This window comes from Arthrobacter sp. SD76, assembly GCF_049726125.1.
GTDB lineage: Bacteria > Actinomycetota > Actinomycetes > Actinomycetales > Micrococcaceae > Arthrobacter > Arthrobacter nitrophenolicus.
In genome coordinates, this window is the sequence record NZ_JBNBLR010000001.1 from 1,147,789 (window position 1) to 1,161,341 (window position 13,553).

Below are 13,553 nucleotides of genomic sequence, written 5' to 3' on the forward strand. Positions count from 1 at the left end.
GACGGGCTGGTCATCGGCTGCAACCCCTACCCGCCCAGCAACCAAGGTAAGAGGCGCACTCATGACCGAGCCCGAACACAACCCCTTTGGCTTCATCGGCCTGACCTACGACGACGTCCTGCTCCTGCCCGGACACACCGACGTCATCCCGTCCGACGCCGACACCTCCTCCCGGATCTCCAAGCGGATCACCGTCCACACGCCGCTGCTGTCCGCAGCGATGGACACGGTCACCGAATCCCGGATGGCCATTGCGATGGCGCGCCAGGGCGGCCTGGGTGTCATCCACCGCAACCTGTCCATCGCCGACCAGGCTGACCAGGTGGACCGGGTGAAGCGCAGCGAATCCGGCATGATCACCAACCCGCTGACCATCCGGCCGGAAGCGACGCTGCTTGAGCTGGACAACCTGTGCGCCCAGTACAGGGTCTCCGGCCTGCCCGTGGTGGACGAGGAAAACCGCCTCCTGGGCATCGTCACCAACCGCGACACCCGCTTCGTGCCGGAGTCCGATTACCCCATCCGGCTGGTCAGCGACGTCATGACCAAGATGCCGCTGGTCACCGGGCACGTGGGCATCAGCCGCGAGGAGGCCTCGCACAAGCTGGCCACCAACAAGATCGAAAAGCTTCCCCTCGTGGACGAGCAGGGCCGCCTCAAGGGCCTCATCACCACCAAGGACTTCACCAAGGCGGAGCAGTACCCGTTGGCCACCAAGGATGACGAAGGCCGCCTGCGCGTTGGCGCCGCCATCGGCTTCTTCGGGGACGGCTGGGAGCGGGCCATGGCACTCATTGATGCCGGCGTCGACGCCCTGTTCGTGGACACCGCCAACGGCCACTCCCAGGGCGTGCTGGACATGATCCGCCGGCTCAAGTCCGATCCGGTTGCTGCGCATGTGGATGTCATTGGCGGCCAGGCTGCCACCCGCGAAGGTGCCCAGGCCCTCATCGACGCCGGCGCCGACGGCATCAAGGTGGGCGTGGGTCCCGGCTCCATCTGCACCACCCGCGTGGTGGCAGGCGTGGGTGTCCCGCAGATCACCGCGATCTACGAATCGGCGAAGGCTGCGATCCCGGCCGGCGTGCCGCTGATCGCCGACGGCGGCCTGCAGTACTCCGGCGACATCGGCAAGGCACTGGTTGCCGGTGCCGACACCGTGATGCTGGGCTCGCTGCTGGCCGGCTGTGACGAGTCCCCAGGTGAGCTGATCTTCGTCAACGGCAAGCAGTTCAAGTCCTACCGCGGCATGGGTTCCCTCGGTGCCATGCAGTCCCGCGGCAAGAACACGTCCTACTCGAAGGACCGCTACTTCCAGGCTGACGTCTCCGGTGACGACAAGCTGATTCCGGAGGGCATTGAGGGCCGGGTGGCCTACCGCGGCCCGCTGGCCTCCGTGGCCTACCAGCTGGTGGGCGGCCTGCGCCAGACCATGTTCTACACCGGAGCGCCGACCATCCCCGAGCTCAAGGCCCGCGGCAAGTTCGTCCGCATCACCCCGGCCGGGCTGAAGGAATCGCACCCGCACGACATCCAGATGACGGTCGAGGCACCGAACTACGGTTCCCGCTAAGGCACATAAAGCCGGGATGGGCACATCTGCCCATCCCGGCTTTTTGCTCCCATAAGTACACTTGTTTTACAAATTAGTTTTCCACGCTTTATGGGGGCCATGACGTTGGGCGATTTCTATGGTGCGGACGTGGCCCAGCTTCGGCAGCTTGCCTCGAGTCTGCGGTCAGCAGGACGGAATCTTGACGGGCAGCGGCAGGCCTTGAGCGCAGGCGTTGCGGGTACCCGTTGGCCCGGGCCGGACGCCCAAAGGTTTCGCCAGGCGTGGGACGCGAACCACAGCCGCTCACTGTCCGCCGCTGTGTCGTTCCTTGATGTTGCTGCCAAAGCCATCCTCCGCCATGCAGAGGAACAGGAGGCTGCGAGTTCGGCCGCCGCCACCCCCGGTTCACTATCCAGGCAGCACCCTCCCTCCCGCGGCGGGAGGCCGCACCCGGCTGACGTTGCCGGAAGGACCCCGGAAGAGATCCGGACCTGGTGGCTGGGCCTTACCGGCGCCCAGCAGCAAGACTTCATCCGCGAGCATCCGGGATTTGCCGGAAATACCAACGGGATTCCTTTCGGCGCGCGGATCGAGGCAAACCGGATCAACGCCCAGGCCCGGATTGACTGGCTGCGCACCAGCGACCCGGAACCCCAGTTGAATCCGTGGATCCTGGATTCGGGTTATCCCGCCCGCCACGCCGCCGAGCATGAGGCATGGCGAACGCGTCAGGACGGGCTGAAATACCTTCAGAAGGTTGTTGAGGGGAGGGTGCAGTTGGCAGCCTACGACCCCGCCGGACATTCCATCGTGGAGCTTCTTGGAACCTATGACGTGAACACCGCAACTGTCATCACCTACGTTCCCGGAACCACCACTAATGAGGCATCGTTCTATCAAGGCGGTCCGCAGGCTGTGGCGAGCCGCCTTGTCCAGGCGGACACATCGGGAAGCACAGCTGCTTTCGTCTACAAGGGTTCGGAGTTCCCGGATGGCGACTTCGTGGAGGCGTTCCTTGTCGAAGCCAAGAGCGATGAATTCGTAGCCGGCTCGGCCCCTGTTCTGGCCGGATTCCAGGCTGCGGTCGATCTCGAACGGTCCCGCGATACCCAGTCAGTTGGAATCGGCCACAGCTGGGGACTGCGAAATCTGACCGGAGCCGAAATAGAAGGTGCCCGGTTCAACAAGCTGATCGCACTCTCGGGTGCTGCCATGCCGCCGGGATGGCAGCCCTCGCCGGCGACTGACTACACGAGCTACACCTATCCGGATATCCTGCTGACGGCCGAGGCCAACGGGCTGGTGGGGAGAACTATCCCATGCGGGAACCTGCGTTTGACAGGCATGTCTATGAACCGCCCGGCGGAATCTCACTTCCGGACCTGTACAGCATCGACAACCACACATTGATTGCCACCACGACCCCGGAGAACGAGAGAGCTCTTGAAGACATCCAATCGGAAATTCTTGAACGATAAACCCAGGCATCCGCAGGCCCTGCGCTTAGCGGCGATAGCAGCACTTACGGCAATGGTGGCCGCCTGCGGGCAGGCCGGAGAAGGAACGCATATGGACGGCAGCCTGGAATCAGCCAAGGACAAGGTCATGTCCATAGAGCAGGAGATCATTGGGCTGCTGCCTGCAGACAAAATAGTCTCCCGTTTCGCCCATGACACCTCTCCGCTGATGCTCTGCTCCGGCGAGCAGCGGAAATGGACCGGTGACGCCGAAGCTGAACTGGAGCCGGGCGTTGACCGTGATGCCTTCCTGGATGCCGTGGTGAAGTCCATGCAGTCCAAGGATGGTTGGCAGATTAAAGACGGCACGGCTGCGGGCGGCGAGCGGAGAGTGGATCTGCTGCACGGCGACGGCACCCACCTGCTGGTGTCTTTCCAGTCGGGTTCGGAGACCCTCCGGGTAGCCGGGTACAGTGCTTGCTTTGATTTCCCCGAGTACGAGTACGGTGAGGAATACTAGCTCCGCCCCTTCCGCCGGGCGGTAATAGGCTGGGGGCATGCCTCCGACTGGCCATCCGGCCGAACTGCAACCCAAACGCGATCCGCAGCGCCGGCTGGCCCTGCGCCCCTACGCCCGGGCTGTAGCCCAGGTCCTGCGGGTCAGCTTCCGCGCCTCTCCGGGCGCGGTCATCATGAAGGTGCTCGGCTCGCTGATCTCAGCGGTGCTGCCCCTGGTCACCACGTACTTCGCGGCCCTGACGACCACCGCTCTCGCGGCCGCCTACACGGGTGACGCCGGTGCCGGCCAGATGGCCATCGTCTACGTCATCATCACCGCCGCGCTGGGCCTCTTCTGGGGCGCCTTCACCAGCGTCGACCGCTACATCCAGCAGCTCATGAGCTTCAAAGTAGGCGCCATCGTGGGCGACCAGATGTACGAACGCTTCCTGGCCCTTGAGTTCTGGCGGTACGACGACAAAGAGACCGTTGACCTCTATGACCGTGCCAAGCGGTTCTCCGATTCCCATGCCCGGGTCCTTGACCGCATCGCCGGCATCTTCACCCAGCTCGTCTCGGTGATCCTGGCCGTAGGAGCCCTGCTGCTGGTCAGCTGGTGGATCGCGGTCATCGTTCTGGTGGCGATCGTGCCCAGCGTTTATTTGCAGTTCAAGCTCTCCCGCGAACAGATCGCGCACTGGAACACGCAGGTGGACTCCCGGCGGCAGCGCCGGATGATCGAGACCAACCTCCTGCGGCCCCAGCACATCGCGGAAATGCGGCTGTACGGAATCGTCGGTTTCCTAATGGATCTCCGGTCGAGGCTACGGGACGCGGACGAGCGCCGCCGGCTCGATTTCCAGCGGCGGTACATCCCCAAGCAACTGGCTGCCGACGCCCTCCAGTACGGCGCCGAGGTGGTATCGCTGATCTGGGTGGTGGGGCAAATCATCGCCCGCGCCCAGCCCGTCGGCCAGTTCCTCTACGTCCAGCAGATCGTCAGCCGGGCCCTGTCCACCGCGAACAACCTGGTCTCCTCCCTCAGTTCCATCGATGAGGACCTGGCAAACCTCAAGGACTACGAGCTGTTCATGGCCCTTCCCGTGCACTCCGAGCACGCGCCGCCGCTGCTGGCCGCGCCCCGCGAAGTGGAGCTCAGGGACATCCGCTTCACCTACACCGGCAGCGACATCGAAGTCATCCGCGGGATCAGCATGACCATCCGTGAGGGCCAGCACATCGCCATTGTGGGGGAGAACGGGGCCGGAAAGTCCACCCTGATCCGGATCCTTGCCGGCCTCTACCGGCCGGACTCCGGGCAGGTAATGCTCGACGGCGTGGACCTCGCCGCCGTCGACGTCACCTCCTGGCACCGGCACCTGGCGGTGCTGAGCCAGGAGTTCCTCAAGTACGAGTTCGCCACTGCCGCCGAGAACATCTGGTTCGGCGACGTCGACTCACCCAGGGACGACGCCAGGATCCGCCGGGCCGCTGCCGACGCTGAGGCGCTCGACTTCATCAACAAGCTGCCCAACGGCCTGGACAACCACGTCAGCAACTGGATGGAGGACCCCCGAGGCCGCAAAGGCAGCGGACTGTCCGGCGGCCAGTGGCAGCGCCTCGCGATGGCACGCAACTTCTACCGCGACGCCTCGTTCATGGTCATGGACGAACCCACGTCAGCCATCGACGCGCTCGCCGAACACCGGATTTTCACCCGGCTTTTTGCGGACCGCAGCAGCACAATCATTGCCATCAGCCACCGGCTGGCCACCATCGAGAATGCGGACATCGTCTACATGCTCGAGGACGGCCGGATCGTGGAGCAGGGCACCCACCGCGAACTGGTGGCTCTCCGCGGCCGCTACTTCCGCATGTTCGAATCCCAACTCTCCGTTGAGGAGGCAGGCGGAATCTAGGACTCCACCACCGTGGTCCGCACCGCGCCAGGCTGGGCCGCGGCGGTACGCTGCTGAACCCGAACGTCACCGGCGGCTTGATGTCAGCCAGCGCCCCGGCGTCGTGCCCTTCCCAGCGCACGACGGCGGAGGTGACGTGGTGCAGGTCGCTCACCCCGTAGTACTCAAGGCGGCCGTTGCCCGCCGTGCCGAACGTCCGGGCGCCCGGCGCGGCGAAGGACGCCAGCGGGCTCACCGCACTCAGCCAGCGGGGATGCACCGCAAGCGGCCGGGGAACGGCCCGCAGCCCCTTCCCAAGCAGTGTCCGGGCACCGATACGGGCGCGCAGGTGGAGGGGCCCGGCGTCAACGGCCAGGGCCCGGCGGGCAAGCACAACGGACACGTCCTGGACGCGGACCTCGTCAAAGCTGTAGGTGTCGGAGATGAAGCCGGCCACCTCGTCACTGGGAGCGAGCAGCAGCCGGTGGCCGGACTTTTGCTGGACCATGACATCCGCAAATGGCCCGAAAGGGGAGTGCTGCCAGACCCCCACGACTGCCCGCAGGCCGGAGGCGGTGCCAATACCGGCAATATGCCCGTCAAAAATCCACCGCCTGCCCATAAGGCCACTCTAGCCAAGGGCGGCACGCGGGCTGGGATAACCTAGAGCAGTGACTTATGAGATCGAGATCGGCCGTGGCAAGCGTGGGCGTCGTGCCTACTCCCTGGATGACATAGCAATCGTCCCCAACCGTCGCACCCGCGACCCCAAGGACGTCTCCGTCTCCTGGCAGATCGATGCCTACCAGTTCAGCATGCCCGTCATCGCAGCGCCCATGGATTCGGCCATGTCCCCGGCAACGGCCATCACCCTGGGCCAGCTCGGCGGCCTTGGCGTGCTCGACCTTGAAGGCCTCTGGACCCGCTACGAGGACCCGCAGGCCATCCTGGACGAGATCGGCGCCCTGCAGGACGAGACCAACAGCCCCGCCGTGACGCGGCGGATGCAGGAGCTGTACCAGGCACCTATCCAGCCCGAACTCATCACCACCCGCCTGGCCGAAATGCGCGACGCCGGCGTCACTGTTGCCGGCTCCCTGACCCCGCAGCGCACGCAGGAACACTACAAGACCGTGGTGGCCGCGGGCGTCGACATCTTCGTCATCCGCGGAACCACCGTATCGGCAGAGCACGTGTCCAAGGACCACGAGCCGCTGAACCTGAAGCAGTTCATCTACGAGCTTGACGTCCCCGTCATCGTGGGCGGTGCGGCCGGCTATACCCCCGCCCTGCACCTCATGCGCACCGGCGCGGCCGGCGTCCTGGTCGGCTTCGGCGGCGGCGCCACCACCACCACGCGCCGCGCACTGGGCATCCACTCGCCCATGGCCTCCGCCATCTCCGACGTCGCCGCAGCCCGCCGCGACTACATGGATGAGTCCGGCGGCCGGTACGTGCACGTGATCGCCGACGGCGGCATGGGAACCTCCGGCGACATCGTCAAGGCCATTGCCATGGGCGCCGACGCCGTCATGCTGGGCAGCGCGCTGGCACGTGCCGAGGAGGCACCCGGCAAGGGCTGGCACTGGGGCAGGAAGCGCACCACCTGGAGCTCCCGCGCGGCGACCGGGTCAACGTGGGAACGGTCGGCCCCCTGGAGGAAGTCCTCTTCGGACCGGGCCACCACACCAACGGGACGTCCAACCTTATCGGGGCCCTCCGCCGTTCGATGGCAACCACGGGCTACTCGGACCTCAAGGAATTCCAGCGCGTCGACGTCGTCGTTTCACCCTACGAAGGGAACTGACCCATCGGGGAAGGCCGGGGGCGGCGTCCGCCCCTGGCCTTCCTGCCAAGTGGGCGTCCAGCAAGTAGGGTGGTTCTACTACCGGCACTAGCGGCACTGGAGGCGTTCGATGAAGACTGTTCCTGCTCATGGCGGGGCACTCGGTCCGGCAGCCAGGGAAGCAGCCATCCAGCGGCTTCGTGACACCTCACGGCCAGGCCAGGAACTGGACATCCTCATTGTTGGCGGCGGCATCGTCGGCACCGGAGCAGCCCTCGACGCCGTCACCCGGGGATTGAGCGTCGGCATCGTCGAAGCCAGTGACTGGGCGGCCGGGACCTCGTCCCGGTCCTCCAAGCTCATCCACGGCGGCCTGCGGTATCTCGAGATGCTCGACTTCGCGCTGGTAAAGGAAGCCCTGCAGGAACGCGGGCTGTTGCTCTCCGAGCTGGCCCCGCACCTGGCCCGGCCGGTGCCCTTCCTCTACCCGCTCACCAAACCCTTCATCGAGCGCCCCTATGTGGGCGCCGGCATCGCACTGTACGATGCCATGTCCATCTCCAGCGGACACAGCCGCGGTGTCCCGTTCCACAAGCACCTGTCGAAGCGGGGCACCCTGCGGGCCGCCCCGAGCCTCAAGAATGACGCGTTCGTCGGTTCCATCAGGTACTACGACGGGCAGGTGGATGACGCCAAATACGTCGCCAACCTTGTCCGCACCGCCGCCTACTACGGCGCCCATGCCGTCAACCAGATGGCTGTGGTGGACTTCCTCCGCGAAGGCGAACGCGTGGTGGGCGCCAAGGTGGTCAACCGTGAGGACGGCACGCAGTTCAACGTCCGCGCCAAGCAGGTCATCAACGCCACTGGTGTCTGGACCGACGAAACCCAGGCGATGGTGACCGAACGCGGCCAGCTGAAGGTGCGCGCCTCGAAGGGGATCCATCTGGTGGTGCCCCGGGACCGCTTCCAGTCCACCGTGGGACTGATCCTGCGCACCGAGAAATCTGTGCTGTTCGTCATCCCGTGGGGCCGGCACTGGATCATCGGCACCACTGACACTGAATGGAACCTGGACAAGGCCCATCCGGCGGCCTCCAGCAAGGACATCGACTACATCCTTGAGCAGGTCAACAGGGTCCTCAAGCGGCCGTTGACCCGCGAAGACGTTGAAGGCGTATACGCCGGGCTGCGGCCCCTCCTTGCCGGCGAAAACGACTCCACGGCCAAGCTGTCCCGCGAACACGTGGTGGCGCACCCGGTTCCCGGCCTTGTCGTCGTCGCGGGTGGAAAATGGACCACCTACCGGGTGATGGCCAAGGACGCCGTGGACGAGGCCACCCGGACCATGGACGAGCGGGTCCCGCCCAGCTGCACGGAAACCATCCCGCTGCTCGGGGCCAACGGTTTCCGTGCGGCCTGGAACCGGAGGAACCGGACCGCCGAGGAATCCGGCGTGCACGTGGCCCGGATCGAACACCTGCTCAACCGGTACGGGTCCCTGACCCCGGAGGTGCTGGCGCTCATTGAAGAGAACCCGGCGCTGGCCGAGCCGATCCCCGGCGCCGACGACTACCTCCAGGCCGAAGCCGTCTATGCGGCAACACATGAGGGGGCGCGGCACGTGCACGATGTACTCACCCGGCGGACGCGGATCTCGATCGAAGCGTGGGACCGCGGTGTGTCCGCGGTCCCGGTTGTCGCTAAACTGATGGGTGACGTCCTCGGCTGGAGCGACGCGCAGCGCGAAAATGAGGTGCGGCACTACATTGCGCGCGTGGAGGCCGAACGCCTCAGCCAGCAACAGCCGGACGACAAATCCGCAGACGCCGCCCGCCTGGGCGTGGAAGACATCGTGCCCTTGCGCTGAGGGGCCGGATGCCCCGTACTGCCGACTGAAGGGAAATGCCTTGGCGGAAGCACTTGACCCGTATGATGCCGACCTCACCACCCCAGAGATGGTCATCCTCGAAATGGAGGCATCGGACAAGGCCGACGCCGCAACCCAGCTTGCGGAACGGCTCTACGCCGCCGGACGCGTCTCGAACCTTGAAGGGTTCCTGCAGCACGTCAACGCCCGCGAGCACCAGCTGGCCACCGGGCTTCCGGGCGGAATCGGGCTGCCGCACGCGCGCAGCGAGTACGTGACCCGCACGTCCATCGCGGTGGGCGTCGCCAAGTACGGCCACGCCCTGGACTTCGGCGCCGCCGACGGGCCCGCCACGCTGATCCTTCTGATCGCCACCCCCGCCAGTTCCTTCTCCGACCACCTTGAAGTCCTGGCGACCCTGGCCAGGTCTCTGTCCAAGGAATCGTTCCGCGAATCGCTGCGGCGCGCCTACGACGCCGACATCATTGCCGAACTGATCAACTCCAGCCTGGTCTTCTTCGACCACTGATCCGGCGCACTCCGCAGAGGCCGCCGGCGTCCGCGTTTAGTTGTTCTACAAAGGTACGAAGTACGGTTAAGACGTGCTGGAAAACTGCCCTTAAACCCCGCTGGATCGCTGGATTTGTTTTTGCGATCGCCATTTCCGGGGTCTTCGTGCTGCTCAGCCAGTGGCAGTTCGGGCGCTCCACGCAGCCCGAAGCACCGGTCAACCCCGCCACCGAAAAGGTCCAGCCGCTGACCGGCACCCTCCAGCCGGGCGAGTTCTTCCACGGTACCGACGCCGACCAGATGGTCAGTGCCCGGGGCACCTATGATCCGGAGAAGCAGGTCCTGGTCCCGGACCGCCTGCATGACGGCAAACCCGGCTACTGGGTGGTTTCCGCCTTCGCCGTCGACGGCGCCCCGGCGCTGGCCGGCGCCGCGGCCTCGCCGCAAACCTGGATCCCCGTGGCCCGCGGATGGGTTGCCAACCCCGAAGACGCGCCGGCGCCGCCGTCTGGCGCTGTTGAACTGACCGGGCGGCTGCTGCCGTCCGAAGCCCCGCTCCCCAAAACTGCACCGCAACCGGCCAGGCCACCGCCGTTTCCGTGGCCGAGCTCATCAACTACTGGGAAGTCAGCAGCTACCCCGGCTTCGTGGCTGCCACCGCCGAAGTGGCAGGGGGAGCTGATGTCAGCCGTGCGGCCGTGCCCGGCGACCTGCTGCCCCTGGAAATCGGGCCGCAGCCGCCCGGTCAGCAGATCAACTGGCTCAACCTCTTCTACTCGCTCGAATGGGTGGTCTTCGCCGGGTTCGCCCTGTTCATCTGGTGGCGGCTGGTGAAGGACGACTACCACCGCGACCTGGAAGAGGCCCTAGACGACGAACACCACGAGGCCGCTCCGGACCCGGACAGCGGCCCGACCAGAACCAGCACCCGGAACCGAACCAGCAAAAGGTACAGCCATGATTGAACCGAAACCCGCCACCTCCGCAGCAGGCGGCAACACAGCCGGCAAGGCCGCAGGCAAGAAGCGGCGCTTCGGCGGCACCGAGGCGCAGATCCGCTCGGCCCTGAAGTTCTACAAGGTGCTGGCCTACCTCACCGGCGCCATGCTGCTGCTGCTCTGCGCCGAACTGATCGCCCGGTACGGCTTCGGGCAGTACCTGTTCGCCGGCGGCACCAATGCCGTCACGGGGCAGCCGTTCGGCTTCGGGTTCGCCGACGCCGAGCCTCCGGGAGTGCTGGACGGGGTCAACCTGTCCGTCACCGTCCTGATCGTGCACGGCTGGATGTACGTGGTGTACCTGATGTCCAACTTCCGGCTCTGGTCGCTCATGCGCTGGCCGTTCCTCAAGCTGATCCTGCTCGCCCTCGGCGGCGTCATCCCGTTCCTGTCCTTCATTGTGGAGAAGAAGTTCCACGCCGAGGTGGAGGCCGAGCTGGCCGCCAACCCGCAGGCGCCGCAGCGGTACTGACGTCCATGTTCGACGGCGGGCGGCACCCGGCCGCCGCCCGCCGTCGGACGTCTGCTCCGTCACAGCACCCCTTCTCAAGGTGCGCCGGTGCAACGGCGCAAAGTAGGCTATTACGGTGACTACTCCCACTGCATCCCAGACTTCCCAGAAGCCGGTGCTGGTAGTTGACTACGGTGCCCAGTACGCGCAGCTGATTGCCCGCCGCGTCCGGGAAGCGAATGTGTATTCGGAAGTGGTTCCGCATACCTACTCCACCGAGCAGCTCCTCGCCAAAAATCCGGCCGCCATCATCCTGTCCGGCGGACCCTCCAGCGTCTACGCGGACGGTGCCCCGACCGTCGGTGCCGACCTCTTCGAGGCCGGTGTTCCGGTCTTCGGCATTTGCTACGGCTTCCAGGCCATGGCGAACGCCCTGGGCGGCAAGGTGGACAAGACCGGGCTGCGGGAGTACGGCTCCACGGAAACCACCATCCTGGGCGAAGGGCGCTCCGTCCTGGAGGGCATGCCCCAGCACCAGAAGACCTGGATGAGCCACGGCGACTCCGTCCACCGGGCCCCGGAGGGCTTCGAGGTCCTGGCGACGACGGCGGGCGCCGAAGTGGCTGCCTTCGCCAACGAGGAAAAGGGCCTCTTCGGCGTGCAGTGGCACCCCGAAGTCAAGCACTCCGCCTACGGCCAGCAGGTGCTGGAGAACTTCCTGTTCAACTGCGCCAAGATCGAGCCCAACTGGACCACCGGCAACATCCTGGAAGAGCAGGTGGAGCGCATCCGCCAGCAGGTGGGGGACGCACGCGTGATCTGCGGCCTCTCCGGCGGCGTGGACTCAGCCGTCGCCGCTGCCCTGGTCCAGCGCGCGGTGGGCGACCAGCTTACCTGTGTCTTCGTGGACCACGGCCTGCTGCGTGAAGGCGAAGCCGAACAGGTGGAGCGGGACTTTGTGGCGGCCACCGGCGTGAAGCTCTACGTCGCCAACGAGCAGGAGCGCTTCCTGTCCGCCCTCGCCGGCGTCAGCGATCCCGAGACCAAGCGCAAGATCATTGGCCGCGAGTTCATCCGTGCTTTCGAAGAGGCCGAGCTGGCCATCATCGCCGAGGCCGCCGCGCACGGCGAGAAGATCAAGTTCCTGGTCCAGGGCACCCTGTACCCGGACGTCGTCGAATCCGGCGGCGGCGAAGGCGCAGCGAACATCAAGAGCCACCACAACGTGGGCGGGCTCCCCGAGGACCTGCAGTTCGAACTCGTCGAACCGCTGCGTGCACTGTTCAAGGACGAGGTCCGCGCCGTCGGCGCCCAGCTGGGGCTGCCGCAGGAGATCGTGGGCCGCCAGCCGTTCCCCGGGCCCGGCCTGGGCATCCGGATCGTCGGCGAAGTCACCAGGGAACGCCTGGACCTGCTGCGCAAGGCCGACGCCATCGCCCGCGCCGAGCTGACCGCCGCCGGGCTGGACAACGACGTATGGCAGATGCCCGTGGTGCTGCTGGCCGATGTCCGCAGCGTGGGCGTCATGGGTGACGGCCGCACCTACGGCCACCCCATCGTGCTCCGCCCGGTCTCGTCCGAGGACGCCATGACCGCCGACTGGTCGCGGCTTCCGTACGACCTCCTGGCCAGGATTTCCAACCGGATCACCAACGAGGTGGACGGCGTTAACCGCGTGGTGCTGGACGTCACCAGCAAGCCGCCAGGAACCATCGAGTGGGAATAGCATCCTGAGTGGCCGGCCTCCGTCAACGGAGGCCGGCCACTCCTGTTTCCGGATCAAATCTCCGCAAATTCGGGCTCTCCAGTGTTGCGGTCTCTCGAGTCCGGCGCCGGAGCGGCTACGCTCGAACGTATGCCGGTATGGTCCAGGGCGTCACGCGCAAGCGCAGAAAAGAAGGCAGTAGTGTCAGTTGGTCAAGGCCACCCGGAAGGCTCGGAAGAGCTTCGCAAATGGCTGTCCGGGCTCAAACCCGTCACGGGTGCAGACACGATGCTGCGCTTCACCAAGACCCCTGAAGGCTCCATCGACCTGACCCACGCGCATCCGTCCGGCCTTGCCCAGCTCATGGCCGGGCGCCGCACGCGCCTCTCCACCCTGATCCGGGACCGGCAGCAGTACCTCGTGGCGGCACGGGCCTCGCGCAACATCCGCTCCAAGATCTTCGAGCTCGCTAACGACCGCGGGATCGACGCCGGCTACCTCTCGGCCGGCACCGTGGTGTGGACATCCGCCGTCGGGGGCAAGCCGCAGCGCATCTCTGCGCCAGTCATGCTCACCGCGATTTCCCTGACCGTGCGGCCTGGCGAAGACGACTACGAGCTTCAGCTGACCGAGCAGGCGCACATCAACCCGGCGCTGGTCCGGCACCTGAAAAACATCCACGGCATTGTGTTCGACGTCAATGCCGTCACCCGGCTGGCCTACAGCACCGCCCGCTTCGACCCGCAGCCTGTACTGGACCGGCTGGGCACCCTGATCCGGCCCATCCATGGCGCCGAGGCCCAGCACAACCTGTTGGTGTCCACC

Annotated in this window: 9 protein-coding genes and 4 pseudogenes; 12 read left to right on the top strand and 1 reads right to left on the bottom strand. The window is 66.0% G+C overall.

Features of this window, described 5'->3' with window-relative positions; all coding sequences use genetic code 11:
* Positions 1-61 precede the first annotated feature (61 nt).
* The 4 genes from guaB to ACPEE0_RS05735 all read left to right on the top strand — a co-directional run bounded on the left by guaB (position 62) and on the right by ACPEE0_RS05735 (position 5,429).
* Positions 62-1,573: an IMP dehydrogenase gene (guaB, locus tag ACPEE0_RS05720; protein WP_133345911.1), complete on the top strand. Its 1,512-nt coding sequence runs from the start codon at positions 62-64 to the stop codon at positions 1,571-1,573.
* 99 nt (positions 1,574-1,672) lie between these two features.
* On the top strand, positions 1,673-2,965 hold the full coding sequence (locus ACPEE0_RS05725; protein ID WP_424574128.1) for a hypothetical protein: 1,293 nt from the start codon (positions 1,673-1,675) through the stop codon (positions 2,963-2,965).
* A gap of 159 nt (positions 2,966-3,124) precedes the next feature.
* Complete coding sequence (locus tag ACPEE0_RS05730) at positions 3,125-3,532, top strand: hypothetical protein (protein WP_407709756.1); 408 nt, start codon at positions 3,125-3,127, stop codon at positions 3,530-3,532.
* A 37-nt stretch (positions 3,533-3,569) separates the two neighbouring features.
* Positions 3,570-5,429, top strand: coding sequence for an ABC transporter ATP-binding protein (locus ACPEE0_RS05735; protein WP_424574129.1), 1,860 nt, complete (start codon positions 3,570-3,572; stop codon positions 5,427-5,429).
* On the opposite strand, the pseudogene ACPEE0_RS05740 reads toward ACPEE0_RS05735, so the two are convergent.
* Positions 5,426-6,030 (bottom strand): annotated as a pseudogene (locus ACPEE0_RS05740) (hypothetical protein). The gene ACPEE0_RS05735 and the pseudogene ACPEE0_RS05740 sit on opposite strands and share 4 nt — an antisense overlap.
* Positions 6,031-6,079: 49 nt before the next feature.
* Here ACPEE0_RS05740 and ACPEE0_RS05745 point away from each other — a divergent pair.
* The 8 genes and pseudogenes from ACPEE0_RS05745 to ACPEE0_RS05780 form a co-directional block, all read left to right on the top strand.
* Positions 6,080-7,215 (top strand): annotated as a pseudogene (locus ACPEE0_RS05745) (GuaB3 family IMP dehydrogenase-related protein).
* 109 nt (positions 7,216-7,324) lie between these two features.
* Complete coding sequence (locus ACPEE0_RS05750) at positions 7,325-9,064, top strand: glycerol-3-phosphate dehydrogenase/oxidase (protein WP_407709753.1); 1,740 nt, start codon at positions 7,325-7,327, stop codon at positions 9,062-9,064.
* A gap of 40 nt (positions 9,065-9,104) precedes the next feature.
* Positions 9,105-9,593, top strand: a complete 489-nt coding sequence (locus ACPEE0_RS05755; protein WP_009357011.1) for a PTS sugar transporter subunit IIA — start codon at positions 9,105-9,107, stop codon at positions 9,591-9,593.
* A 146-nt stretch (positions 9,594-9,739) separates the two neighbouring features.
* Positions 9,740-10,090: pseudogene (locus ACPEE0_RS05760) on the top strand (SURF1 family cytochrome oxidase biogenesis protein); the annotation flags it as partial.
* Between the two features lie 83 nt (positions 10,091-10,173).
* Entirely contained in the window at positions 10,174-10,539 is a 366-nt protein-coding gene (locus ACPEE0_RS05765; RefSeq protein ID WP_424575331.1) for a hypothetical protein, read from the top strand.
* Positions 10,532-11,044 (top strand): DUF3817 domain-containing protein, encoded by a 513-nt coding sequence (locus ACPEE0_RS05770; protein ID WP_009357009.1) that lies wholly within the window; start codon positions 10,532-10,534, stop codon positions 11,042-11,044. The genes ACPEE0_RS05765 and ACPEE0_RS05770 overlap by 8 nt, the downstream gene beginning before the upstream one ends.
* A gap of 115 nt (positions 11,045-11,159) precedes the next feature.
* Complete coding sequence (guaA, locus tag ACPEE0_RS05775; RefSeq protein ID WP_424574130.1) at positions 11,160-12,749, top strand: glutamine-hydrolyzing GMP synthase; 1,590 nt, start codon at positions 11,160-11,162, stop codon at positions 12,747-12,749.
* A gap of 342 nt (positions 12,750-13,091) precedes the next feature.
* A pseudogene (locus ACPEE0_RS05780) lies at positions 13,092-13,337 on the top strand (hypothetical protein); the annotation flags it as partial.
* Positions 13,338-13,553: the final 216 nt, after the last annotated feature.

Coding starts and splice junctions, on each gene's coding strand:
- ACPEE0_RS05735 (WP_424574129.1), top strand. CDS start 3,570: ATGCCTCCGACTGGCCATCCGGCCGAACTGCAACCCAAACGCGATCCG.
- ACPEE0_RS05725 (WP_424574128.1), top strand. CDS start 1,673: ATGACGTTGGGCGATTTCTATGGTGCGGACGTGGCCCAGCTTCGGCAG.
- ACPEE0_RS05750 (WP_407709753.1), top strand. CDS start 7,325: ATGAAGACTGTTCCTGCTCATGGCGGGGCACTCGGTCCGGCAGCCAGG.
- ACPEE0_RS05770 (WP_009357009.1), top strand. CDS start 10,532: ATGATTGAACCGAAACCCGCCACCTCCGCAGCAGGCGGCAACACAGCC.
- ACPEE0_RS05730 (WP_407709756.1), top strand. CDS start 3,125: ATGGACGGCAGCCTGGAATCAGCCAAGGACAAGGTCATGTCCATAGAG.
- guaB (WP_133345911.1), top strand. CDS start 62: ATGACCGAGCCCGAACACAACCCCTTTGGCTTCATCGGCCTGACCTAC.